A 26,866-nucleotide genomic window follows, 5' to 3' on the forward strand; every position below is an offset into this window, starting at 1 on the left:
TTTGATACCAATCCCATCGTCTTTTTTAGGTTGCGGTATACTTCAGCCCTTATCCCTCACTGGCTGGAGTCTTCCATGACTTACCGTGTTGCCTTTATTGATGATCATGACATCGTGCGTTCAGGTTTTGCCCAGCTACTTTCTCTGGAAGATGATATTGAAGTTGTGGGGGAGTTTAGTTCAGCAAAACAAGCACGCGCCGGATTACCGAGCCTACAGGCTAATATATGTATTTGTGATATCTCCATGCCTGATGAGAGCGGGCTGGATTTACTGAAAGACCTCCCTTCTGGAATGGGCGTTATTATGCTGTCGATGCATGACAGCCCGGCGTTGGTCGAAATGGCGCTGGAGCGCGGAGCTAAGGGATTCCTCTCCAAACGTTGTAAACCGGAAGACTTGGTTAATGCTGTCCGAACCGTTGGTAGTGGCGGAGTGTATCTGATGCCTGAAATTGCCCAACAATTGGCGCGCATTGCAGTCGATCCCTTAACCCGCCGTGAGCGTGAAGTTGCCGTATTGTTGGCACAAGGTATGGAAGTGCGTGATATTGCGGAATCGTTGGGTTTGTCGCCAAAAACCGTCCATGTTCATCGCGCCAACTTATTTTCCAAGCTGGGTGTTAGTAATAATGTTGAGCTGGCTAAGCAGGTATTGAATCTATGATGCAGCGTTTATTCATGTTGCTGGCGCTATTTTTTATTTATACCACGGCTGCATTCTGCTTATGGTCAATTGGTACACAGTTTGTTGATTTGCCCCTACAGTCGCTTTTGTTGTTTCCGTTTGGTTTGCGGGTAGGGATTTTAATACAAAGTCCGCGTCAATACTGGCCTGGTATCCTGCTAGGTGATGTCTTTCTGTGGTGGCTGATCACCGATCAGTTCGGTTACTTACATCTGTTGTGGTTTGCTATTCCCCTGTTGCTGGTGACGACGTTAGTCGCGGTCGTCGCGTCTCCGTGGTTATTACGCCATCAACAGAGTGAAAGTGAATGGCAATGGCCACTGATGCAAGGTGTGGTCATTTTTATCACAGCGTTGATACAGGCGCTGGGCTGGCAAATTGCCATAGGGAAAGGAGCAATGGCCCTATTGATGGGGCTGGTAGGGGGCTTTACCATCGCGCCAACCTGCTTACTTTTGTGGCATTATCTGGCCCGCCAAATTTGGTTGCCGCTGGAGCCGGGGCTGATTTATAAACCGGTTAACCTCCGCTTGCGCCATATCATTTGGTATTTGCTGTTATTTGCACTCAGTATCTGGTTGCAGTATCAGGTCACTGAAACAGATTTACACTTGTTTGCGCCGTTTTGTCTGATTATTCCCATCGTGTTTATGTCTTACCGCTATGGTTGGCAAGGGGCTTTAGTAGCGACACTGCTTAATGGCATCGTGCTGCTGATCAATGCGCCTGTACACACGGGTTCTCATCGTGATCTATTGTTGTCTCTATTGGCACAAAGTTTAACGGGTTTATTGCTGGGGGCTGGAATCCAGCGCCAGCGCGAGTTAAACCATCAATTGCAAATACGGCTGAATGAGAATCGTGAACTGGCGAAAGCATTAGTGGTGGCCGAGGAACATGCTCGCCGTGATGTTGCGCGTGAGCTGCATGATGAGGTAGGGCAAACGGTCACCGTTATCCGTACTCAGGCCAGTATTATCAAGCGGTTGACGACACAACCGCCAGTTCTGGGTAGTGCTGAGATGATAGAGACATTGGCGTTACGGGTTTACGACGGTGTTCATGATATTTTAGCCAAGTTATGGCCTGCGGCATTAAATAACCTACCGCTGTCAGCCGCTGTTGCGGCATTGATACGTGAGCTAATCCCGCAGGATCAATCGGTCGTCGGGGTGCTTAACTGGCAACTCGATGATTCTCAGATGGATGAGACACTGAAAATCACCTTATACCGCATCTGTCAGGAGGGGGTGACTAATGCCTATCGTCATGGTGCTGCGAAACGGATTGAGATTAACGCGCGGCAGGATAATCAGCAGATCTTTCTGACCATCCGTGATAACGGAAAAGGCATAGATTTAGCCAGCTTAACGCCGGGCTATGGATTGCGGGGTATGCAGTCACGGGTGAGTGCTTTGGGCGGAAGTTTTACGCTCAGTGTTGATAATGGCACCTGTCTAAATGTGACCTTGCCCGCAGTTTCTTTGTTAGCTAATGAAAACTAAGAAATATTCTCATTTTTTATGGGTGTTTTCTCATTTGTTTGGTGTATCCGAGGAACATGATGACTCTACTTGTAAAATTTTCTGAGGTTCACATGTGGTTTTTCCTCAAAAGTCACGATAACGTGCCGCCGGTGACGGATCAAAAGCAAATTGATTCGACTTATAAATATTGGCGTATTCAATTAATGTGGACGATGTATATCGGCTACGCTGCGTTTTACTTCACCCGTAAAAGCTTCAACTTCATTATGCCTGCCATGCTCAGTGATCTGGGATTGAGCATGTCGGATGTCGGGATTTTAGGCACGCTGTTTTATATCACCTACGGCTGCTCTAAATTCATCTCCGGCATGATCAGTGACCGTTCAAATCCGCGCTACTTTATGGGGATTGGGCTGGTTATGACCGGGGTTATCAATATCCTGTTCGGCATGAGTTCGTCGCTGTTGGTGTTTGGTGCCTTATGGATACTTAATGCTTTCTTCCAAGGCTGGGGATGGCCGCCCTGTTCCAAAATCCTGACGACGTGGTATTCACGCTCAGAGCGCGGTGGTTGGTGGGCCATGTGGAATACGTCGCATAACTTTGGCGGTGCGTTAATTCCCTTGTTGGTTGGTTTTATTTCGCTGCATTTTAGCTGGCGCTACGGCATGATTATCCCCGGAATTATTGGTGTGGTGATTGGTTTGCTGATGTGCTGGCGGTTGCGTGATAAGCCGAGCACGATGGGGCTGCCAAGTGTGGGTAAATGGCGCAATGATACGATGGAGTTGGTGCAGGAATCGGAAGGCCAGGGCTTATCGAACAAAGAAATTGTGAAACGCTATGTGTTAACCAATAAATATATCTGGTTGCTGGCCGTGTCCTATGTGCTGGTTTATATCGTGCGTACTGCCATCAACGACTGGGGCAACCTCTATCTGACGCAAGAGAAAGGCTATTCGTTGATGACCGCTAACTCGGCGATCTCCTTATTTGAAGTGGGCGGTTTTATTGGTTCACTGGTGGCCGGTTGGGGTTCTGATAAGTGGTTTCGTGGTAACCGTGGGCCGATGAACCTGATTTTTGCTATTGGTATCTTCCTCTCTGTCGCGTCATTGTGGATTATGCCAGGCGTCAGTTATGTATTGCAGGCAGGTTGCTTCTTTGCCATCGGTTTCTTCATCTTCGGCCCACAGATGCTGATTGGTATGGCTGCCGCTGAGTGCTCTCATAAGGATGCCGCAGGTGCCGCGACGGGGTTTGTTGGCCTGTTCGCCTACTTGGGAGCCGCGTTGTCTGGCTATCCTATTGCTCGTGTGATGGAAGTTTGGCATTGGAATGGCTTCTTTGTGGTGATTTCGGTCGCGGCCTGTTTATCTGCCTTCTTCTTGCTGCCTTTCTTGCGGGCGCAGTCGCCTGAGTTGAAACCAGTCAGAGCTTGATTCAAGGCTACATGATGGGGTTTTAACCGTGAGTGGCGCTTTTAACAGCAGTCACTCGCGGGTTGTTAAAAAATGATTGACGCCCCAGAGTGGTAGCAGTAAGATGCGCCCCGATTCGGCGAGTAGCGCAGCTTGGTAGCGCAACTGGTTTGGGACCAGTGGGTCGGAGGTTCGAATCCTCTCTCGCCGACCAAATTTAAGAACCCTGACTGTCAAGTCAGGGTTTTTTTTCGCCTTTTTCTGGCAAATTTGCGCATCAACCCTGTTTTACTCATCGGCTGAGTCAGCCCCCTTTTGGTGAGCGGGTCATCTGTTTATACCTCTTCCGGCATAATGCACAGATTATGGGCACTCTTTTGGTGCGACTTCATATGAAGCCTTGCCAGAGTTTGGTTGGAGGAGGGAACCACATCTGGTTTTCGCTTTTTTAACGGCACGCAAGATGTTGGCGGATATGGCTGAATGTGACAGCATTCACGTCACTTATCGGCTGTCGTAGCAGCATTTCCTCCTGTTTTCTGTCGAAACTACAAAAAAATCCGAACGGATATGCATCATTTGGCAACAAAGTTTTTCTGTTTGTCATTGGATGTTGCCACTGCTTTATTTAAGTTAGCCAGTCGATTGAACTGGTAACTCAGCGCTAGCATAATTTTTCATGCTAATAATGTTAACGGGAAGTTTTTTTTATGTTTGCTCGCTGTTTCTCATTGTCTCGATAAATCCACTCAGACCGTATTGACGTTGCCATCAACAGTTGCCAAATTGGTACCCTCAGGGGGAGTAATCGAGAGCAGTTTGGCTGATTTAACACATCCAATATTGTGGTCGCGATAGGTTCTTATCCGGCATCTCAATCCCACATCCCTACGGCCAATGGGCCAAAACGGTACAGTCCGCGGACTAAAAAATTATAGGGTCTGGCCGTATACACAACACACATCACCATAATGGAGCACAAGCGATGACGATTTCCTTGGGAAAAACAGGGATACTGAAATTCGGTATTGGGCTGATTGCACTGACCGTAGCGGCCAGTGTACAAGCAAAGACATTGGTTTATTGTTCTGAGGGTTCTCCGGAAGGTTTCAACCCGCAGCTTTTCACCTCTGGCACCACTTATGACGCAAGTTCAGTTCCTATCTACAACCGTCTGGTTGAATTCAAACTCGGGACTACCGAAATTGAACCTGGCCTGGCTGAGAAGTGGGATGTTAGCGAAGATGGTAAAACCTACACTTTCCACCTGCGTAAAGGGGTGAAGTGGCAGGATAACAAAGGCTTCAAACCGACCCGCGATCTCAATGCCGATGATGTGATTTATTCTTTCATGCGTCAGAAAGATGACAAACATCCGTACCATAAAGTGTCTGGCGGCAGCTATGAATACTTCCAGGGTATGGGGATGGGTGATTTGATCACCAACGTGGTTAAAGTTGACGACAACACGGTTCGCTTTGAACTGGCGCGCCCAGAGTCTCCATTCCTGGCTGACCTGGCGATGGACTTCGCGTCAATTCTTTCGGCTGAATATGCTGACAACATGCTGAAAGCGGGTACACCGGAAAAAGTCGATTTGAACCCTATCGGCACCGGCCCGTTCCAGTTGCAACAGTATCAAAAAGATTCTCGCATCCTGTACAAAGCCTTTGATGGCTACTGGGGCACCAAACCGAAAATTGATCGTCTGGTCTTTTCTATTACCCCAGATGCATCAGTGCGTTACGCCAAATTGCAGAAAAATGAATGTCAGATTATGCCATATCCGAACCCGGCTGACATTGCTCGCATGAAAGAAGACAAAACCATCAATCTGATGGAGCAACCGGGCCTGAACGTCGGTTATCTCTCTTTCAACGTTGAGAAAAAGCCACTGGATAATGTCAAAGTTCGTCAGGCATTGACGATGGCGGTAAATAAAGAAGCGATTATCGAAGCGGTTTATCAAGGTGCTGGCCAGGCGGCCAAGAACTTGATCCCACCAACTATGTGGGGCTACAACGATGATGTGAAGGATTATGCTTATGATCCGGCTAAGGCGAAAGAGCTGTTGAAAGAAGCCGGCCTGCCAGAGGGTTTCGCCATCGACCTGTGGGCAATGCCAGTTCAGCGTCCGTACAACCCAAATGCACGTCGTATGGCTGAAATGATCCAGTCTGACTGGGCGAAAGTGGGCGTGAAAGCCAAAATTGTGACTTACGAGTGGGGCGAATACCTCAAGCGTGCCAAAGACGGCGAGCATGAAACGGTGATGATGGGTTGGACTGGGGACAATGGGGACCCAGACAACTTCTTCGCCACTCTGTTTAGCTGTGATGCGGCCAAACAAGGTTCTAACTACTCCAAGTGGTGCTATAAGCCGTTTGAAGACGTGATCCAGCCGGCACGCGCTGAAGCTGACCATGACAAGCGTGTCGCACTTTACAAGCAAGCTCAGGTTGTGATGCACGATCAAGCGCCAGCGCTGATTGTGGCTCACTCAACCGTGTATGAGCCGGTGCGTAAAGAAGTGAAAGGTTATGTGGTTGATCCGTTGGGTAAACACCATTTCGAGAACGTGTCCCTGGATTGATTTTAACCTTGTAGACAACCGGTGAATGTGTGGAATACGCATATTCGCCGGTTTCTTATTTAGGTTAAGACAGATACAGATGTGAACCATATAAGCTCTCCCAATAAGTGTTATTGTCGCATAAATTTTGAGCATGGACAGCGCGCAAGCACTGGAGCGGACACCATGACCTTGTAAATCATGGCTACGTGACGGTGCTGAGCACTGCCCTAGGTCAAAATGGCAAGTAAAATAGCTTATTGGGGAGGTTTAATAAGCTGGGTTGCCCACGAGCGGCCTGGCATTCTACACAGAGAGTCCGGGATATGTTGCAGTTCATACTCCGACGTTTGGGGTTAGTTATCCCAACGTTTATCGGCATTACTTTGCTGACCTTTGCTTTTGTTCATATGATCCCGGGTGACCCGGTGACCATCATGGCTGGGGAACGCGGAATCTCCACCGAGCGTCATGCTCAAATCATGGCGGAAATGGGGCTGGATAAGCCTCTTTATCAACAATACTTCCATTATGTGAATGGCGTATTACATGGTGACCTCGGCATCTCGCTGAAAAGCCGTATTGCTGTCTGGGAAGAGTTCGTTCCCCGCTTCAAAGCGACACTGGAGCTGGGTATCTGTGCGATGCTATTTGCTATCGCGGTGGGTATCCCGGTCGGTGTGTTGGCAGCAGTCAAACGCGGTTCAATATTTGATCACACCGCCGTTGGGATCTCCCTGACCGGTTACTCAATGCCCATCTTCTGGTGGGGCATCATGCTTATCATGCTGGTTTCGGTGCAATGGAACCTGACCCCGGTCTCCGGGCGTGTCAGTGATACGGTATTCCTCGACGATAGCTTGCCGTTGACCGGTTTTATGCTGATAGATACCTTAATTTGGGGTGAGTCGGGTGACTTCAAAGACGCCGTAATGCATATGATTTTGCCAGCGATTGTATTAGGCACCATTCCTCTCGCCGTTATCGTGCGTATGACCCGTTCCTCCATGCTGGAAGTGTTGGGCGAGGATTATATCCGTACCGCGCGCGCCAAAGGTTTGAGTCGGATGCGAGTGATTGTGGTCCATGCCTTGCGCAATGCCTTATTGCCGGTGGTGACCGTGATTGGTTTGCAGGTTGGTACCATGCTGGCGGGAGCGATTTTGACGGAAACCATCTTCTCCTGGCCGGGATTAGGGCGTTGGTTGATGGATGCTTTGCAACGCCGAGATTACCCGGTGGTACAGGGTGGGGTGTTGCTGGTCGCGATCATGATTATTTTAGTTAACTTGCTGGTAGATGTGCTCTATGGCGTAGTTAACCCGCGTATTCGTCACAAGAAATAAGGGGCGCAGAATGTCTCAACTTACTGATTATACAGTAAAAAGTGCGCCGAAACCGATGACTCCATTGCAGGAGTTTTGGCACTATTTCAAGCGCAATAAAGGGGCTGTAATCGGCCTGTTTTACATCATTATTATGCTAATAATTGCCGCAGGTGCTACCTGGCTTGCCCCACACGGCCCGGCAGAGCAATTTCGCGATGCATTGCTAAAACCCCCAGTTTGGGAAGCAGGCGGTAGCTGGAAATTCATTCTCGGCACCGATGATGTGGGCCGCGATGTCTTGTCCCGCCTGATGTACGGTGCTCGCCTCTCGCTGTTGGTGGGTTGTCTGGTGGTGGTTCTGTCGCTGGTGATGGGCGTGGTTTTCGGTTTACTGGCCGGTTATTTTGGTGGGATTGTCGATGCCATCATCATGCGTGTTGTCGATATCATGCTGGCACTGCCAAGCCTGTTGCTGGCACTGGTGTTGGTGGCGGTATTCGGGCCTTCCATTGTTAACGCCTCATTGGCACTCACCTTTGTCGCCTTACCGCATTATGTCCGTTTAACCCGTGCCGCAGTGCTGGTTGAGGTGAATCGCGACTACGTCACGGCCTCAAGAGTGGCCGGTGCGGGTGCGATGCGCCAGATGTTTATCAATATTTTGCCAAACTGCCTTGCGCCATTGATCGTGCAGGCTTCTCTCGGCTTCTCTAACGCCATTCTGGATATGGCGGCTCTCGGCTTCCTCGGCATGGGTGCACAACCGCCAACACCAGAGTGGGGTACCATGCTCTCTGATGTGTTGCAGTTTGCCCAAAGCGCCTGGTGGGTCGTGACCTTCCCCGGTGTGGCGATCCTGCTGACGGTTCTGGCGTTTAACCTGATGGGGGACGGCCTGCGTGATGCTCTCGACCCCAAACTCAAGCAGTAACAGAGGTAGAGAGAGATGGCACTTTTAAATGTAGATAAATTGTCGGTGCATTTCGGTGACGAAGGTGCGCCGTTCAAGGCCGTAGACCGTATCAGTTACAGCATTGAGCAAGGTCAGGTGGTCGGAATTGTCGGTGAATCTGGCTCTGGTAAATCAGTCAGTTCGTTGGCAATCATGGGGTTGATTGATTACCCCGGAAAAGTGATGGCCGATAAGCTGGAGTTTAATGGCCGCGATCTGACCAAGATTTCTGAAAAAGAGCGGCGTCAATTAGTGGGCGCGGAAGTGGCAATGATCTTCCAAGACCCGATGACCAGCCTTAACCCGTGCTATACCGTCGGTTTCCAGATAATGGAAGCGCTGAAGGTACATCAGGGCGGCAATCGTAAAACGCGTCATCAGCGGGCTGTGGATTTGCTGACATTGGTGGGTATTCCTGACCCAGCGTCGCGTTTGGATGTGTATCCGCACCAGCTTTCCGGTGGGATGAGCCAGCGCGTGATGATTGCTATGGCCATTGCATGTAAGCCAAAACTGCTGATCGCTGATGAACCAACAACCGCGCTGGATGTGACCATTCAGGCGCAAATTATTGAGTTACTGCTGGAATTACAGCAGCGCGAAAATATGGCGCTGTTGCTGATTACGCATGACCTGGCACTGGTGGCTGAGGCGGCTCATCATATTATTGTGATGTACGCCGGTCAGGTGGTGGAAACCGGTAAAGCATCGGAAATCTTCCGTGCGCCACGCCATCCATACACTCAGGCGTTGTTGCGGGCGTTACCGGAGTTTGCACAGGATAAAGCGCGGTTGGCATCATTACCGGGTGTGGTTCCGGGTAAATATGACCGTCCTGACGGGTGCTTGCTGAACCCACGTTGCCCGTATGCCAATGATCGCTGCCGCCGTGAAGAGCCAGAACTGCTGGGGCCAGCGGGGCGTCAGGTTAAATGCCATACACCGCTTGATGATGCGGGGAGGCCGACCCTATGAGTCAACCTACTGATATGAAAAATGAATCACAGGCAACCAAGCCACTGTTACAAGCCATTGATTTAAAAAAATACTATCCGGTCAAAAAAGGGTTATTTGCGCCGGAACGTCTGGTTAAAGCGCTGGACGGTGTTTCATTCACTTTAGAGCGCGGCAAAACATTGGCGGTGGTGGGTGAATCGGGTTGTGGGAAATCCACTCTCGGCCGCTTACTGACCATGATAGAAATCCCAACCGGTGGGGAGCTTTACTATCAAGGTCAGGATTTGCTCAAGCCAGATGAAAGTGCTGAGAAGCTGCGGCGGCAGAAAATTCAGATTGTGTTCCAGAACCCTTATGGTTCGTTGAACCCGCGTAAGAAAGTGGGGCAGATCCTGGAAGAACCGCTGCAAATCAATACCAAACTTAGTAGCAAAGAGCGCCGCGAAAAGACATTGGCGATGATGGCAAAAGTTGGCCTGAAAACCGAGCATTATGACCGTTATCCGCATATGTTTTCTGGCGGTCAGCGCCAGCGTATCGCCATTGCGCGTGGGTTGATGTTGAATCCCGATATTGTGATTGCCGATGAGCCGGTTTCTGCGCTGGATGTATCAGTGCGGGCACAAGTATTGAATCTGATGATGGATTTACAACAAGAGCTGGGGCTGTCGTATGTCTTTATTTCCCATGACCTGTCAGTGGTTGAACATATTGCCGATGAAGTGATGGTGATGTATCTGGGCCGTTGTGTTGAAAAAGGCAGCAAAGAGGCCATTTTCAATAATCCGCGTCACCCTTATACGCAAGCATTGTTATCTGCTACGCCACGGTTGAATCCGGATATGCGCCGCGAGCGTATTAAGTTGACCGGCGAACTGCCTAGCCCAATGAACCCACCGCCGGGTTGTGCGTTTAATGCACGTTGTCGGCGGGCATTTGGCACTTGTACTCAGTTGCAGCCGCAATTAAAGCAATATGGTGACCAGATGGTGGCGTGTTTTGCCGTCGATCAGGATGAGGCGGAAAAAGCCTAATGCGTATTTATAGGCAAGATATAGCATTTTAAACGCCAAACGCCGGTTATCCGGCGTTTTTTTATATCGGAACAACGCTATTTTCATTCGAGTTATAACGTAATTATGTCAACTATGGAGCTATAAATATATTAATTGCCTTGTTAATAAATAATTATGCAATAGTAAACAATATGACATAAGTAAATTCAAATAACGCGCCAGATGAGATCTGTGATTAACTCTGCAAGATTTAACGTAAAGTGAATTTCATCACATTTTTGGCCAAAAAGTTCAGAATATTATTTGTTACCTGGCGTGAGTATTATCCTGCTTCATTTATTTTACCTTCAGACAAATATAAAAAAGGGTGCAATAGATGCACCCTTAGCCAAACTATTCAGACAATACAGACAATAAATGTACTGATATTTACTGAGGGTAGGGGACCCAATCCCCACCATTCAGCCGGATATAAGGTTTACCCTGATATTGAATCACAATGGCATTATCGTTCTCTGAGACAAGAGCAGTCTCCGGTAGCCCCTGTGTCAGGGTTTGCCAATCGACACTGGCTGCTGTAAATACTTTGCCATCAACCATACGTGACACCAGCTCAGAAATCGCCAGATAGCTGCTTGGCGCACTGACCACTACCGGGCTGGCAGGCTGTGGTGCTTTCATGCCAATCAGCTTAATGCCAACTGGGATGTGAGTAATACTTGGGCTTGGGATATCGCGCAGACCTGACATCTGCATTTTATCACCAACCAGCGCGGCACCGTGCTCCGGCACCACCACCACCATGACTTTACGACCTGATTTCTCCAACTCATCAAGGAAGGTATCTAGTTGGTCAAACAAGGTTTTAGCGCGAGTACTATAATCGGCTGTTTTGTTGGTACCAATGAAGCGGTTACCATCATGTAACGGGATGATATTCATGAAGGTTGCGCTGCGAGTATCACCGCCTTTCTTCTGCTGCTCAAGCCAGTGATTCAGCAGTTCCAGGTCGTTGTAAATCGGCTCACCATCGAAGGAGGCCAACTGGTTACTGATGCCCTTTTGTGACATCAGTGGTGCACGCATATTGCCATCTTCCTGAATGTCTTTCAGGTAGTTACCGAATACACCAGAGTGATCCATCATTAGCTGTGATGTGAAACCCAGTTTTGCCAAGTCATCAAACAGGTAGCATTGCTGACCTTCCGGCTGATAGAGGTCCTTGTGTGATGGTTGACCACAGCTGGCTCGTAACAAGCGGATCGACGCCGGGCCGCTATAGGCGGTCGCGGAGTTGAAGTTCTTGAACAGAATATCGAACTTGCTCCATAGCGGGTGTTTGTCTAACTGGATAGCGTCAATATCTGACCACGACAATGAACAAATATTAATAATCAATAAATCAAATGGTTGTGAATCCGCCGGTAGTGACGCAGGGAACGTCGTACGACGGGTTTTCTCCTGCTCATAGAATGCGTTCAGATAGGCGGTTAGGTTAGCATCTGTCGGTGGGCCACTGGCTACGGCCTGATTACTGCCTGGAGCCGTGCTTGCCGGTTGTGCTGTATCTGCTGCGGGTGCTGCCACCGTGGTAGTTTGTGCTGCGGGCAATAACGAAAATGCGGGGCCAGCGAGGGTAGCGACATTCAGCCAAATAATTGCCGCCACAACAAAAACGGTCACCCTAATCCATTGTGAAATAAACAGATATCCCACCAGAATCACGAAGGCAGTACCGATCATAGACCAGTTAATAAAACGGTCAAATAACTCGATCAGATAACTCGTACTAAAACCCGTTAGCTGAGAACCCTGGCTCATAATGCTATTGATGCCCGGCAACCAGGTATCGTGGTACAGCAAGCCAATACCTATTGGGATAGCAATCCAGTGACGCCAGCGGTGGACGCGATACGCCGGGATCGGAAACAGCAGAAAAGCGAGGAACACCAAGTTGGCCAAAGGGTGGAAGTTGAGGTAACCAAACCACAATAGGGCAAATTTTAGCAGGAAATAGACGTTCCACGCGCCAAGGCCGCGCCAGTAGCGCCAAGGGTTTTGCGATTCTTGCTGTTTATTTTTTTCGTTCATGGTTATTTCTTAGTCAGTGAAGAGGAGCCATCACGTAACCAGACCCCTTCTGATTTTAAATAGCGTGCGGATAAGATCAGGTGCTGTTTTTTCTGCCACCATGCTGGAAACCAGCGACGTGCCATATAACCCAGCGGGAAGAAAATCACTGCGCCAAGCAGCAGTATTTGCCAAATATCGTTGATATTCATTGAGCTGGCTCCTTGCGGTGAGTCGTATTGAGCGTCAACGGCACCGGCACATGGCGGGCGACCTCCGACTTTTCTCGCTCGCTGACTTCAGGTGTGTACGCTTTTTTATCCCCCGTTGCCTGCAATGCGTTTGGGGTATTCATCCGATTGATTTCAGAGATGATTTCCTGATCTTGATACCACACCAACCGGTTACTGAACGCTTCTGCGACCGGCAAGCGGAAAATATAGCTCAGTGCTGTATCTAAATCGTTGATGCGGCAGGTTGAAAGGAATAGAACCAGCCGATTATCGGCGACGGTGACCACATCACCGTAGCGACGCAGATGGCACAGTGTCAGTGCTTGCCGCGCTTGTAGCCCCGGTACGGCCCGCAGAGCCACCAACACACCTTTACCATTTTCAGGCAACAGCGTGTTATTCATCAGTTGCAGCACGGCCTGGCAGAATTCAGCCGGGGGCAGATAGCCCTTTCGCTGGAGCGGGCGTAATGCTTCCAGTAAGGAGTTAATATCTTCCGGTACGTGGCGTGAGAAGCGCTGCCCCTGAATCCCTTCCAGCATGGTCAGGAAGCGTGATAGTGGCGCGACATGGGGAACAATCAGATTAGCGCCACAGGCCAGTAACAAACGTTCATCGCTGTAACGCAGGCTGGCATTCATTTCACGCACCACAATTTTCATCGCGCTGCTGCGTTGCTTGCGCAAATTATGAATTTGATGCGCCATTTCGTCGATTTGCTCACTTTGAGTCAACGCGAAAATGACAGTTGAGGCATGAGCGTTTATTGCTCGCTGTGCTAATAGCTCATTAGAATCAAGCAATTGCCAGTGACTTGATAGGGGCGGCGCACCTTCCAGTACATGGCTTTCCGCCAAATACAAATGTTCGTCATTGCGTGACTGTGGCAGGGCTTCCTGCACTTGAACCGCCATACTCCAGCCTTGTTCGTTTGGCTCCAGCAACACTGATTGGTTAGCGGCCACGCCTTTTTCAGTGTTCCACCAAGAGACAATATACTGCGCGTTATCTTGCTGCCATTGCAGGCTGGATAGCCCCTGTAAATAACGGTGCTGGCTGACTAACTGATTTTTTACTTTATTTACGCCAGTGCCGTGACAGAGCACTATCAGCGTACATTGCTGCTCATCCAGCCATTGCTGCGTATGTTGCAGCCATTGTTGCATCTCTTCACGGGTATGGGTGTGCCACAAACTGGCCGGTGCCAACAGAATGAATAAACGTTGTTGCGGGCGCAACGCACGCATTAAATCGCTGGTTAAATGTTGTAGGGCTTTTCTTTGGGCTGGAAGGGTGAATAACGGTAATTTAGCTGGGCCGAATCCTACGATATTTGTCAGTAATTTCTCAGGGTTTTGCCCTGAGCAAATCAATGCTGCCCGTGTTTTCTCAGGTTGATTTCTAATAATTTGCTGACAAAGCAAATTGGCGTCTATCTGGCGCTCAATATTGATCCAATAGAGTCCGGGAGCCTGGATTACGGCTAATTCATCCCAGATTTTTTGAACGCCTAATGAGAAAGATCGTGGCATAGATTCTTTTTCTTCTTTCGTTAAAGTGCTATTAGGCCAACCGCTGGATAAATTCAGGGAACAATTGTAACATTGCAGTAAGCATTAACCAATGTTCTTGCCTTGATATTAATTTAAGACTTGTCCTGCCAGAGAAAGTATACTTTTTTAATTGCTATACTTAATTACCATAGCCTATTTTTCAAAGGCGGATAATAAATGAAGACTATAATAAATCGATTTCATGCAAAAACTTCACTCGAAGCTCAAGATGATCTACTAGCATTAAGTCGAGCGTTCTCATTACCTAAATTAAGTTATATCGACATTGTCCGTCAGGAACGATTAACACAAATGATGGCCCGCTGGCCGCTGTTGGCAGAATTAGCGCAATCGACAGGGAGTGAATAATCTATGCCGGTTATGGCGTTACAAGGGGTTAGAGGGGGAATGGGTACCACGTCGGTGGTGGCTGCGTTGGCGTGGGCGTTACATCAATTAGATGAATCGGTACTGGTGATTGATTTTTCACCAGATAATCTATTGCGGCTACATTTTAATATGCCGTTTGAGCAACCCCGTGGCTGGGCCAGAGCGGAACTTGATGGTGAAGGTTGGCAGCACGGCGCAATGCGTTATATCGACGGGCTGGATTTTTTACCGTTCGGGCAATTAACCCTCACTGAAACAGCACAGCTAAATACCGCCTTGCAACAAACCGCCAACCAGTGGCGCGATAATGTGTCTGCATTACAAGCCAGCGCTGATCATCGCTGGATTTTATTGGATATCCCTGCGGGTGATAATGATTTCACCCGTGAGGCACTGGCGCTGGCAGATAAAGTGTTGGTACTGATTCATGCTGATGCGAATTGTCACATTCGCCTGCACCAACAAAATCTCCCCGATGGCTGCCATTTTTTGCTAAATCAATTTTCTGCCAGCAGCCGCTTGCAACAGGATTTACATCAACTCTGGCTCCAGAGTTTGGATAACCTATTGCCGACGTTTATACATCGTGATGAAGCGATGGCGGAAGCGTTGGCGGCCAAACAGACATTAGGTGAGTACAGCCCGCAGAGTCTGGCCGCAGAAGAAATGATAACACTGGCAAACTGGTGCCTGATCAATGTGGCGGAACCCGGTCTATGAATCGCCTGATGCGGATGTTATTCCTCGCCCCGGTCTATCAGGGGATGCGTCACCGCTATCATCACTATATGCAGCAAGGTTGTACCGTTCTGACCGCTTTTCTCACCACACTGGCACTGCCGTTGTGTTGGCTGTTTCTGCGTCTTGAATCTCCCAGTTGGCAGAGTGTCATACAACATCGGGCTTACTGGTTTCCACAAATCTCCCCGCATCGCCCACGGTTAGGAGATGGTCTGCGTTATCTGCTGCAAGGGTTGTGGCTGCTGCTGACCTACCCTGAGCCGCGCCATGAGAAGAAACGCGAGTCGCCCTCGGTGGGAAAACGTTGGGTGCAAAGTAAAAGGCAGGGTTATATCAGTTGGTTGGGGAGCGTGCCGGAGCGTTTTGAACTCCGTCGGCTGGAACAGCAGCTCGCCGACAAACTCAGCCAACTCTCGCGGCGCACTCGCCGTATCCTGTTTATTATTTTGGGTATTTTCACCGGCATATTAGCCCTGCTGTGTATTTCGCAGCCATTTGGCATGATGGCGCAATTCGTGTTTGTATTGCTGCTGTGGGCGATAGCCATGATAGTGCGGCGTGTGCCGGGCCGCTTGCCAACATTGATGCTGATTGTGTTGTCGCTGACCGTCTCCTGCCGCTATTTGTGGTGGCGCTATACCGAAACCCTAAACTGGGATGATCCGGTTAGTCTGGTGTGTGGCTTGCTGTTGTTACTGGCAGAAACCTACGCCTGGGTGGTCTTGGTGCTAGGTTACTTCCAGACCATTTGGCCGCTCAATCGTCAGCCAGTACCTATGCCAGAGGATATGAATAGCTGGCCAACCATTGATTTGATGGTGCCGACTTATAACGAAGACCTCGGTGTGGTTAAGCCAACCATTTATGCCGCGCTGGGTATTGATTGGCCGAAAGACAAAATTAATATTTATATTCTGGACGATGGCAACCGGCCTGCGTTTAGAGAATTTGCCGCTGAAGTGGGGGTGAACTACATTGCTCGCCCGACTCACGAACATGCCAAAGCCGGTAATATCAATAATGCGTTAAAACAGGCCAGCGGCGAGTTTGTCGCCATTTTCGACTGTGACCACGTTCCAACGCGCTCATTCCTGCAATTGACTCTCGGTTGGTTCTTCAAAGACAAGAAGCTGGGGATGATACAAACGCCTCATCACTTTTTCTCCCCTGATCCCTTCGAGCGTAATTTAGGGCGTTTTCGCCAGACGCCAAACGAAGGCACGCTGTTTTATGGTTTGGTGCAGGACGGTAATGACATGTGGGATGCCACCTTCTTCTGTGGTTCCTGTGCGGTACTGCGCCGCAGCGCGTTAGATGCCGTGGGTGGCATCGCGGTGGAAACCGTGACCGAAGACGCCCATACCTCGTTACGTTTGCATCGTAAGGGGTATACCTCTGCTTATATCCGCATTCCACAAGCTGCTGGGCTGGCAACGGAGAGTTTGTCGGCGCATATCGGCCAGCGTATCCGTTGGGCGCGAGGAATGGTGCAGATCTTCCGCTTGGATAACCCATTGTTTGGTAAAGGATTGAAATGGGTTCAGCGCCTGTGTTATGCCAATGCCATGTTGCACTTCTTATCCGGCATCCCACGGCTTATTTTCCTGACGGCACCACTGGCCTTCCTGCTGCTACATGCTTACATTATTTTTGCGCCAGCACTGGCCATCGCGCTCTATGTGCTGCCGCATATGATCCACGCCAGCCTGACCAACTCCCGCCTGCAAGGGAAATACCGTCACTCCTTCTGGAGTGAAATTTATGAAACGGTATTGGCCTGGTATATCGCTCGTCCAACGACCATCGCGCTGCTCAACCCGCATAAAGGGACATTTAACGTCACAGCGAAAGGCGGGCTGGTGGAAGAACAACATGTGGACTGGGTAATTACCCGTCCTTATATGGCGCTGGTTCTGCTCAATCTGGCCGGTTTGATTGCTGGATTATGGCGGTTGGGGTATGGCCCGGCGACAGAAATCATGACGGTAGTGATAAGCCTGGTGTGGGTGATTTATAACATGACGATTTTGGGCGGAGCCGTCGCAGTCGCGGTCGAAGCCAAGCAGGTTCGTCAGTCTCACCGGGTTGAAATCGCGATGCCTGCCGCCGTAGCGCGTGCTGACGGCCACTTGTTTTCTTGCACCCTGCGCGACTATTCCGATGGTGGGGTAGGGATTGAAATGCGTGAGGCCGGATTATTGAAAGATGGTGAGGCGGTACATCTGTTGCTCAAACGGGGCGCGCAGGAGTACACCTTCCCATGCGAAGTCACCCGCGCCTTCGGCACCAAGGTGGGGATGCGGATGCATCAACTGACAGTAGCGCAACATATTGATTTTATACAGTGTACTTTTGCCCGCGCCGATACATGGGCACTGTGGCAGGATGGTTTCCCCGAAGATAAACCGATTGAAAGCTTGCGTGATGTGCTGGCGTTGGGCTTTAGAGGGTATGTTCGGATGGCGAGCTATGCGCCACCGGTAATTCGAAATGTATTGGTAGGATTGACTTCCCTGATTGCCTGGATCGCGTCATTTGTACCGCATGGCGTGGGTAAAAATCAGGCTCCGAGTAGCCAGGGCCAAACAGTGGCTCAACATTGATGATGATATGATGACGAGAAAAATAACCTGGTTTACCGCACTGGCTTTGGGTTTGACACCATTTACCTATGCTGAAACGCCCGCAGCGCCGTTGCCTCAATCGGCGGCCTCGGCCATTGCCGCTGATGCGACGGTCACGCCTGTTCCTCCTGCCGCATCGGGTGCTGCGCCGGTTCGTGATGTGGAATACACATTTGCGAAGATTGCTCCCCCACCGGGGACATTCTCTTTGCGTGGCACCAATCCGCAAGGGCAGCTTGAATTCGGGGTGCGCAGTGATGAGGTAATCACTCATGCGACATTGAACCTCGAATTTACGCCCTCACCCTCGCTGGCCCCGGTAGAGTCTCAGGTAAAAATCTTCCTGAATGACGAACTGATGGGGGTTACCGCGATAACCAAGGAGCAGTTGGGTAAGCCAAGCCGCATCCAATTGCCGATTGACCCACGTTATATCAGTGACTTCAACCGCCTGCGTTTGGTGTTTGTAGGTCAAAACCTCGGTATTTGTGAGAGTCCTGGCAGCAGTGCGCTGTGGCTGGATATCAGTAAATCCAGCTCGCTGGATCTACGCTATCAGTCGCTGCCGGTGAAAAGTGATTTATCGCATTTCCCTGAGCCGTTCTTTGATGCCAGGGATAACCGCCCACTGACGTTACCGGTGGTCTTTGCTGCGGTGCCAGATGTGGCGCAACAGCGCGCGGCATCCATTCTGGCATCATGGTTTGGTGGCAAAGCGCAATGGCGTGGTCAGAACTTCCCAGCGTTTTATAACCAACTTCCCAACCAGCATTCGGTCGTGTTCGCCACCAATGCGCAGCGCCCTGATTTCCTGAAAGATTATCCAGCGGTGAACGCGCCTACGGTGGAAATTATCAGCCATCCGGATAACCCGTATGTGAAGCTATTGCTGGTTCTGGGCCGCGATGACAATGATTTGATTACCGCCGCACAAGGGATAGCTCAAGGCAATATTCTGTTCCGTGGGCAGAATGTGACAGTGGATAGCGTTGAGCAACTGGCACCAAGGCTGCCCTATGACGCGCCAAACTGGGTGCGTACCGACCGGCCAATGACCCTTGCTGAATTGCAGCAATATCCGGACCAATTGCAAACCAGCGGGTTGCTACCGCCACCGATTTCATTATCGATGAATCTGCCGCCCGACCTGTTCTTGATCCGCAGTGCCGGTATCGATATGCGTTTGAAATATCGTTATACCTCAACTCGTTTGATGGATGGTTCACGCTTAAGTATCAGCCTGAATAATCAGTTTGTGCAGGATTACCCGTTGTCGCCGAATATGCCAGAAGACAACAAAATCCTGCGTATGCCATTGCTACAGGGGTTGCAGGATGCGGCACGGAAGCTGACGATTCCGGCCCTGAAGTTAGGGGCAACGAATCAACTACGCTTTGATTTCGATTACAGTACGTTGCTGTCCAGTGGGGCCGAAGGGCGCTGTGAAACCTACTCCACCGCACCGAACTACGCGGTTATCGACGGTGACTCGACTATCGACTTCTCCGGTTACCGCCACTTTATGGAAATGCCTGATCTACGGGCGTTTGCCAATGCGGGCTTCCCATTTAGCCGCATGGCTGATCTCTCCGAAACGCTGGTTCTGATGCCGCCAAAACCGGTACCGTCACAAGTAACGACGCTGCTTAATACGGTGGGGAATATAGGGGCGCAGGTCGGTTATCCTGCGGTGGGCGTCAATATCACCGATGACTGGTCACAAGCGAAAAACAAAGATGCGGATGTGCTGATTATCGGTGCTATTCCGCCGGAATTACGCGACGAGCAGAAAATCAACCTGCTGATGGATCAGACCCAAAGTTGGGTGAAAATGCCTAACCGTCAAAGTAGTTTGCCGGACATGATAGTACCGCAGCCTGACTGGGTGGCAGACAGCAAATCGACCGTTAGTTCTGAAGGGGTGATGTCCGCCATCATCGGTGTGCAGTCACCTAACTTCCCGCAGCGCAGTATTGTTGCATTGTTAGCGGATAGCCCACGCGGTTATGACCTGCTGAATAACGCACTGTTGGATACTGGTAAACGCGAGGCGATATTTGGCTCAGTGGCGGTTATTCGTGAATCGGGTGTCAACAGCTTGCGTGTTGGTGACACCTATGAGGTTGGCCATTTACCGTGGTGGGAGCGTATCTGGCATACCTTATCCACGCATCCGGTGCTGCTGGCCGGTGTTGCAGTATTAGTGGTGATTCTGGCTGCGATGATGGCTTGGCGCTTGTTACGCCTTATAAGCCGCCGTCGGTTATCGCCCGATGAGAGAGATTGATGCAGATGGTCGTGATGTTTAAACGACTGGTATGCACCATGCTGCTGCTTGCCAGTTTTGGTAGTGCGGCAGCGTGTGAATGGCCTGCATGGCAGCAGTTCAAACACGCTTACATTAGCGACAGTGGGCGGGTTATTGACCCCAGCAGCCCGCAGAAAATCACTACCTCTGAAGGGCAGAGTTATGGATTGTTTTTCGCTTTGGTTGCTAACGACCGGCCAACCTTTGATCGGTTATTGAACTGGACGGAAAATAATCTGGCGGCTGGTGATCTTACTGCCAGTTTGCCCGCCTGGTTGTGGGGGCAAAGTCCGCAACATCACTGGGGTGTTCTGGACCCTAACTCAGCCTCGGATGCCGATTTATGGATTGCATACAATTTGCTGGAAGCCGGGCGGTTATGGGATAGCCGCCGTTATCAAACGATGGGCACCTTGTTACTACAGCGTATTGCCAAAGAAGAAGTGGTCAGTATCCCCGGTCTTGGCAAGATGCTGTTACCGGGGAAAATGGGTTTTAATGGTAGCGACTACTGGCGGCTCAACCCCAGTTATTTGCCCCCACAGTTGTTAGCGCGGTTTGCTTCTTTAGCTGGGCCGTGGAAAGCAATGATTGATGTGAATCAGCGCCTATGGCTGGAAACCGCCCCCCGTGGTTTTGCGCCGGATTGGGTGGTGTGGCAAAAAGGCAAAGGTTGGCAACCGGACGAGATAAAACCGAATGTGGGGAGTTACGATGCCATTCGCAGCTATTTGTGGGCGGGCATGTTATCCGATAATAGCCCGCAAAAAGCCGCGTTGATCAAGCGCTTCCAACCTATGGCGGCCATTACTCAGCAACAAGGGCTGCCACCGGAAAAAACTGACACTAACACCGGTAAAACCCGTGGTAACGGGCCGGTAGGGTTTTCGGCTGCGTTACTGCCTTTTTTAGCCAGCAGCTCGATGCCGTTTGATAAGCAGACCCTTGCCCTGCAACAACAGCGGGTGCAGGATTCACCACCGGGTGATGATGCTTATTACAGCGCGGTTCTGACACTCTTTGGGCAAGGATGGTCACAGAATCGTTATCGTTTTAATCGTCTGGGTGAGTTACAACCTTCATGGAACGGTCGATGCGCAACATTAAAATAAAGTGGCTGTTAGGTCTGGCATTACTGCCGCAAGCTTTTATTTGTCATGCTGAAGGGGCTGAATCAGTCTCACCTACCCAGTTTTTACTCGAACAGGTACGTCTGGGCGAGGCGACCAATAAAGACGAGTTAGTGAAGCAATCGCTGTATCGACTGAACATGATGGACCCCAATAACCCCGACGTGGTCGCGGCAGGAATACGTCAGGCGTTGCGGCAGGGCAATTTGGCTGAGGCGCAAAAACAGCTAGATAAACTGCAACAGTTGGCTCCCGATTCAGCCGCTTATCAGCAAGCGAAAATGCTGTTGGCGCTGACCAAACCGGACGTTAGGCAGCAATTGCAGCAGGCGCGTCTGCTGGCAACGGCTGGGCGTTTGGCCGAAGCCAAAGCGCAATATGATCAGCTACTGCAAGGTCAGTCACCGACACCGGATTTGGCCGTGGAATACTGGCGGCTGGTGGCCCGTTTACCGGGGCAAGAGCCACTTGCTACACAGAAATTGGCCTCACTTGACCAGCAATTTCCCGGTAATGTTCAGCTGCGCATGGCGCTGGCGCGTTTATATTTCGGCCAGCAAAAAGACGCGCAGGGCTATGCCATGCTGGAAAAAGTGGCCGCTGACCCGGTGGGTAATGCGGATGCCGCAGAGTTATGGATGAATACGATCAAGGCGATGGCCGTTAGCCCACAAAGTGTCGCGGCATTGACCCATTTCCTCGGTGTTTTCTCCTCCGGCCCTCAGGCTGATAGCGCGCGTAAAACGCTGGCGAGCCAACAGGCTATGTTGGCTGATCCTGCTTATCAGGCGCGTTTAAGTGGCTTGGCTAAAGTAGACAGCGGCGGCGGCACAGCCGCTATTCCTGCATTGAAACAAGCTTTGGCTGTTTCCCCCAATGATCCTGAACTACTGGGTGCGCTGGGTCTAGCTTATGCACGTAGCGGTGACCGTGTTCAGGCGTTGCGGCTATTTGAACAGGCGCAGAAAGCAGATAAAGACGGGCTGAATAGTGATAAATGGACGAGCCTGATAAAAACCAACCGTTACTGGCTGCTAAGTGATGAAGGCGATAAAGCGCTGAAAGCGGGTGATACGGCGCGGGCGCTACAAAAATACCAACAAGCGCGGCAAATTGATGGCAGTGACAGCTATGCGCTCATTGGTCTGGGCGATGTGGCGGTAGCCCGCCATGATGATAAAAGTGCTGAACAATATTATCAGCAGGCGCTACGGTTGGAGCCATCAAACAGCAGCGCGGTGCGCGGGCTGGCCAATATTTATCAGCGAGAATCACCGCAGAAGGCGCTGAGTTATCTGAATAGCCTGCCGCGCAGTCAGCAGACAAACATGCGAGACACATCAAACAGCTTGCAACTGGATATCCTAAAACAGCAGGCCGAGGCATTAGCGGCACAACAACAGTGGCATCAGGCGGCGCAGAAATACCGTCAGGCACAAAAGATGGCACCGGATGATGTCTGGATAACCTACCGGTTGGCACAAGCGCTGGAGCAGGACAAACATTTGCCAGAGGCCGATGCTCAGTTCCGCCAATTGGCAAAGCTTAAACCCGGCGATCCACAACAGGTTTATGCCTACGCGCTTTACCTTTCCAGCACCAACCGCGATAGTCAGGCATTGGCGCATTTAGCAACCCTACCAACGGCGCAGTGGAACGATAATATTCGCGAGTTAGATAAGCGCCTGAAATTGGATCAAGTACTGACACAGGCCCGCCAGCAACGGGCCGCCGGTGATGAAGCCGGTGCCATTGCGATATTGCATCAACAACCGCCGGCTAACACACAAATTGATTTGACGCTGGCCGATTGGGCACTGGAGCGCGGCGATTACAGTGAAGCACTGACCGGTTATCAACACGTTCGGGCGCGTGAGCCACAAAACCCCGACGCCCGTTTGGGTGAGATTGAAGCCTATATTGCCGAAGGTCGCCTCAGCGAAGCGCGCCAGCATTTGCAGACTGAACCACTTTCTACTGAGGGGGCTAGCCTGAACACCCAACGCCGGGTCGCTAATGCCTGGCGTGATGTGGGGGAGCCACAGCAGGCGGCCGATATCTTCCAACGTTTAAAACCCGCCGCGGCCAAGGGGGGGGTATCGCAGGAAAATGCGCTGCTGTTGCGCGATTCAGCCCGATTAGCCCAGTCGCAGGGCCAGCCGGTGGCGGCACAAGAGGATTATAAACACGCAATGGTTGCGAGTGGTATTACACCAATCCTGCCGGCGGATAACGACAGCTATACTTTGTTAACCCGTAACCAGGCCACGGATGATTGGCTGAAGCGAGGGGTTCGTTCAGATGCTGCTGACCTTTATCGCCAGCAGGATACACGCGTTACCCTCGATCAAGACTACCTACAATCTAGCGGCACGGAAGGGGTTTCTGACCTCAGCGCCTACAACACCATGCTACAGGTGGATACTTCGCTGGCCGATGGTCGCGCCTTCTTCCGCACGGATACCGTGCACATGGATGCCGGGACTTTCGATGCCAACACCCGCTATAAAGCCGGCACTTGTTACCGAACTGAAATTCCCTGCCAGGCGAATATGCACCAACGGGCAACGGGTACCAGTGTTGCCGTTGGCTGGCAAAATGAGCGCTGGGAAACCGATATCGGCACCACGCCGATGGGATTTGACATCGTTGATGTGGTCGGTGGGCTAGCTTACAGCAATAGCTGGAATAAAATTGGCTGGACAGCCACCGCGTCTCGTCGGCCAATATCCAGTTCGATACTGGCCTTTGCCGGAGCTAAAGATCCGAATACCAATGTGACTTGGGGCGGCGTGCGCGCTAACGGCGTTAGTCTGGGGGCCAGTTATGACCGTGGTGAGTCGAGCGGCGTTTGGAGTGACTTAAGCTACCATTATCTGACGGGGCAAAATGTAGCCGATAACCAGCGAGTGCGCTTTATGACCGGTTACTACTACAAGCTTATCAACGAAAATAACCGTCGCTTCACGGTCGGGCTAAATGGCATGTGGTGGCACTATCAAAAAGACCTCAGTGGCTACACATTAGGTCAGGGGGGTTATTACAGCCCGCAGCAATATCTCTCGTTGGCGATTCCGGTAAACTACCGCCAGCGGACGGATAACTGGTCATGGGAGCTGGGAGGGTCTGTCTCCGTTTCACATGCTGCCACCAGTGATCAGGCGCGTTATCCACTGCAAAATTTGCTGAACAACAGTATTCAGCCCATTCCAGACCGATATGCTTATGATTCCGGCGACAGCAGCAATGGGGTTGGTTATACCCTGCGCGCGTTGATTGAACGTAGACTTAGTTCTCATTGGACACTGGGAGCCGGGGTTGATATCCAGCAGGCAAAAGACTATACCCCAAGCCATGCGTTGATTTACCTGCGTTACTCGATGGCCGGTTGGCAGGGTGATTTGGATATGCCGCCACAACCGCTCGCGCCATATTCAGATTTTAAGTAAGCCTCTGCCGTAATGATTTGAATAAAAAAACAACGTCAGAGTGAGAAATGGCACTCTGATGTTGCGATCCTGATAGGAAAAGACCTAAACCCACGGTATTCTTGCCCCCCGATTTGGTATCGCAAGATAAAATCTGTAAGCGATCGAGTATACTCAGACAGAATCGACCAGTGGCCAAATCACGGTGGCAACTATTTTAATCTATTCAGTCGGAATTGGCGGAGAGCGAGTTTGCGGGTAAGGCGTTCATTAACGATTAAGCAAATGGCAGCGGTGACCGTTGTGGCACTGGTGACCATCTGCATTTTTATCGTCCTTCAGTTATTCCACTTTGTGCAGCAGCGCAAAGATGACTACGCCAGGCAACTGGAAAGTATTGCCTATTCTGTGCGCCAGCCGCTGTCTGAAGCCATACTTAGCGTGGATATCCCACAAGCTAAAAAAATCCTTAATAGCCTGTTACCGATAGGCATTCTTAGCCGTGCCGATGTCATTTTACCGAACCAAATCCAGGTGTTACACGCCAGTTTTCCCACCGAACGCCCCGTTCCTCGCTGGGCCAAACGCATTTTCGCCTTGCCAGTCGAGATAACGGTGCCGTTGTATTCGCTGGAGCGAGTCTCGGCGAATCCACAGCCCTTGGCGCATCTGGTCTTGCGTGCTGACTCATTTCGCATGTATCAGTTTATTATCAGTACCCTGTCGGCCATGTTGTCGACATATTTACTGCTGGCATTGGTTTTATCTGTATCAATCGCCTGGTGTATTAATCGCCTGATTATTCACCCACTCCGGGCGATGGCGAAAGAGCTGGAAAATATTGGTCAACAGGGGGTGCTGCTGCATCAACTCACCTTACCCGCCCATCATCAGGATGATGAGCTGGGAGTGTTGGTGCATAATTACAATCGCAATCAACAGCTATTAGCGGAGGCTTATACAGACATGAGCCGTGTTAGTGCACGCTTTCCGGTTGCTGAGTTGGCCAATCGCACGCTGTTTAAGACCCTCCTTGAGCAGGAGAATGACCTCATACAAGCCATTGAAAACGGCGATTTCACCCTGTTTTTGCAGTCACAATGGGACATGAAAGAACAGCGGCTTATCGGTGCGGAGGCTCTGCTACGCTGGCGTCAACCCGATGGTAGCTATCGCTCACCTTCAGAGTTTATCCCTCAGATAGAGCAAAGTGGCATGATGGTGCCGCTAGGGAATTGGGTGCTGGGAGAGGCTTGCCGCATTTTGGCTGACTGGAAGGCGCAGGGGGTAACCCTGACACTGGCGGTAAATATCTCAGGTTTGCAGATGCAAAATGATCAATTCCTGCCGTATCTGACGAGTGTTATCGAACGCTATGATATTGATGCCAATCGATTGTTGCTTGAGATCACCGAGACGGCCCGTATTCCAGATCTGGATAACGCACTGACGCTGTTCGGTGAATTACAGAGCCTTGGCCTGTCTATTGCTCTGGATGATTTTGGTATGGGGTATTCAAGTTTGCACTATCTCAACCACTTGAAAGGCTTACCGATCGATATGATCAAACTCGATAAAAGCTTCGTGAAACATTTGCCAGAAGATGACGCGATGGCGCGAATTATTAGCTCAATTTCCGATGTGCTGAAGCTGCGGGTGATGGCAGAGGGCGTTGAGACAGAGGAGCAGCGCCAATGGCTGCTTGCGCATGATATTCAATGTGGTCAGGGGTTCTTGTTTGCTCCGCCATTATCGCGTGCAGAATTTGAAACCCGCTATATCCCGATCCCGCGCGTTTGATGCTACAGCGTTGTTAGCCGTCCTCATTGTTGAAACTCACTCGCTGGGTTAGGAAAAATGCTACTTAACTTGGCAATACCCTTCAATTTCGATGGGGATATCTTGTTCTTCGCCTAACCCTACCAACCGTTTGATTAATCCCCTCAACACCTAAAACCCCCTTGGCTCT

The 26,866-nt window shown here is 50.6% G+C and carries 18 protein-coding genes and 1 tRNA gene; 16 read left to right on the forward strand and 3 right to left on the reverse strand.

Annotation, left to right across the window (positions count from 1 at the left end):
* Positions 1-75: 75 nt before the first annotated feature.
* From uhpA to dppF, 9 genes are all read left to right on the forward strand, one after another.
* Entirely contained in the window at positions 76-666 is a 591-nt protein-coding gene (gene uhpA / locus YALDO0001_RS02465; protein WP_042547422.1) for a response regulator transcription factor UhpA, read from the forward strand.
* Complete coding sequence (gene uhpB / locus YALDO0001_RS02470) at positions 663-2,192, forward strand: signal transduction histidine-protein kinase/phosphatase UhpB (protein WP_042839305.1); 1,530 nt, start codon at positions 663-665, stop codon at positions 2,190-2,192. The genes uhpA and uhpB overlap by 4 nt, the downstream gene beginning before the upstream one ends.
* Positions 2,193-2,284: 92 nt before the next feature.
* The gene (locus tag YALDO0001_RS02475; RefSeq protein ID WP_004699567.1) at positions 2,285-3,616 is read left to right on the forward strand and encodes an MFS transporter; all 1,332 of its coding nucleotides are present in this window, start codon (positions 2,285-2,287) and stop codon (positions 3,614-3,616) included.
* A gap of 116 nt (positions 3,617-3,732) precedes the next feature.
* Positions 3,733-3,809: transfer RNA gene (locus tag YALDO0001_RS02480), tRNA-Pro, on the forward strand.
* A gap of 771 nt (positions 3,810-4,580) precedes the next feature.
* Entirely contained in the window at positions 4,581-6,188 is a 1,608-nt protein-coding gene (dppA, locus tag YALDO0001_RS02485) for a dipeptide ABC transporter periplasmic-binding protein DppA (protein WP_004699568.1), read from the forward strand.
* A 305-nt stretch (positions 6,189-6,493) separates the two neighbouring features.
* Complete coding sequence (gene dppB, locus YALDO0001_RS02490) at positions 6,494-7,513, forward strand: dipeptide ABC transporter permease DppB (protein ID WP_042839306.1); 1,020 nt, start codon at positions 6,494-6,496, stop codon at positions 7,511-7,513.
* Positions 7,514-7,523: 10 nt separating this feature from the next.
* Positions 7,524-8,426 (forward strand): dipeptide ABC transporter permease DppC, encoded by a 903-nt coding sequence (gene dppC / locus YALDO0001_RS02495; RefSeq protein ID WP_004699570.1) that lies wholly within the window; start codon positions 7,524-7,526, stop codon positions 8,424-8,426.
* Positions 8,427-8,441: 15 nt separating this feature from the next.
* Positions 8,442-9,422, forward strand: coding sequence for a dipeptide ABC transporter ATP-binding protein (gene dppD, locus YALDO0001_RS02500; protein WP_004699571.1), 981 nt, complete (start codon positions 8,442-8,444; stop codon positions 9,420-9,422).
* A gap of 14 nt (positions 9,423-9,436) precedes the next feature.
* Entirely contained in the window at positions 9,437-10,438 is a 1,002-nt protein-coding gene (dppF, locus tag YALDO0001_RS02505) for a dipeptide ABC transporter ATP-binding subunit DppF (RefSeq protein ID WP_004699572.1), read from the forward strand.
* 411 nt (positions 10,439-10,849) lie between these two features.
* On the opposite strand, the gene bcsG is transcribed toward dppF, so the two are convergent.
* The 3 genes from bcsG to bcsE are packed head-to-tail and all read right to left on the reverse strand — an operon-like array spanning position 10,850 to position 14,255.
* Positions 10,850-12,511: a cellulose biosynthesis protein BcsG gene (bcsG, locus tag YALDO0001_RS02510; RefSeq protein ID WP_004699573.1), complete on the reverse strand. Its 1,662-nt coding sequence runs from the start codon at positions 12,509-12,511 to the stop codon at positions 10,850-10,852.
* Between the two features lie 2 nt (positions 12,512-12,513).
* A complete protein-coding gene (gene bcsF, locus YALDO0001_RS02515; protein WP_042547427.1) occupies positions 12,514-12,702 on the reverse strand; it encodes a cellulose biosynthesis protein BcsF in 189 nt (62 codons plus the stop codon).
* Positions 12,699-14,255, reverse strand: coding sequence for a cellulose biosynthesis protein BcsE (gene bcsE / locus YALDO0001_RS02520; RefSeq protein ID WP_004699575.1), 1,557 nt, complete (start codon positions 14,253-14,255; stop codon positions 12,699-12,701). Before bcsE ends, bcsF begins: the two co-directional genes overlap by 4 nt.
* 198 nt (positions 14,256-14,453) lie before the next feature.
* On the opposite strand from bcsE, the gene bcsR reads away from it, so the two are divergent.
* The 7 genes from bcsR to YALDO0001_RS02555 all read left to right on the forward strand — a co-directional run bounded on the left by bcsR (position 14,454) and on the right by YALDO0001_RS02555 (position 26,697).
* Complete coding sequence (gene bcsR / locus YALDO0001_RS02525; protein ID WP_004699576.1) at positions 14,454-14,645, forward strand: cellulose biosynthesis protein BcsR; 192 nt, start codon at positions 14,454-14,456, stop codon at positions 14,643-14,645.
* A 3-nt stretch (positions 14,646-14,648) separates the two neighbouring features.
* Positions 14,649-15,386, forward strand: coding sequence for a cellulose biosynthesis protein BcsQ (gene bcsQ, locus YALDO0001_RS02530; protein WP_004699577.1), 738 nt, complete (start codon positions 14,649-14,651; stop codon positions 15,384-15,386).
* On the forward strand, positions 15,383-18,010 hold the full coding sequence (gene bcsA, locus YALDO0001_RS02535; protein WP_042839307.1) for a UDP-forming cellulose synthase catalytic subunit: 2,628 nt from the start codon (positions 15,383-15,385) through the stop codon (positions 18,008-18,010). Before bcsQ ends, bcsA begins: the two co-directional genes overlap by 4 nt.
* A 10-nt stretch (positions 18,011-18,020) precedes the next feature.
* Positions 18,021-20,318, forward strand: coding sequence for a cellulose biosynthesis cyclic di-GMP-binding regulatory protein BcsB (bcsB, locus tag YALDO0001_RS02540; protein ID WP_042839321.1), 2,298 nt, complete (start codon positions 18,021-18,023; stop codon positions 20,316-20,318).
* Positions 20,319-20,323: 5 nt separating this feature from the next.
* Entirely contained in the window at positions 20,324-21,451 is a 1,128-nt protein-coding gene (bcsZ, locus tag YALDO0001_RS02545; RefSeq protein ID WP_042839322.1) for a cellulose synthase complex periplasmic endoglucanase BcsZ, read from the forward strand.
* The gene (gene bcsC, locus YALDO0001_RS02550) at positions 21,433-24,918 is read left to right on the forward strand and encodes a cellulose synthase complex outer membrane protein BcsC (protein ID WP_042839308.1); all 3,486 of its coding nucleotides are present in this window, start codon (positions 21,433-21,435) and stop codon (positions 24,916-24,918) included. Before bcsZ ends, bcsC begins: the two co-directional genes overlap by 19 nt.
* Positions 24,919-25,149: 231 nt before the next feature.
* Entirely contained in the window at positions 25,150-26,697 is a 1,548-nt protein-coding gene (locus YALDO0001_RS02555) for an EAL domain-containing protein (RefSeq protein WP_082167862.1), read from the forward strand.
* Positions 26,698-26,866: the final 169 nt, after the last annotated feature.

Origin of the sequence: Yersinia aldovae ATCC 35236 (assembly GCF_000173735.1) — a bacterium.
Lineage (GTDB): Bacteria > Pseudomonadota > Gammaproteobacteria > Enterobacterales > Enterobacteriaceae > Yersinia > Yersinia aldovae.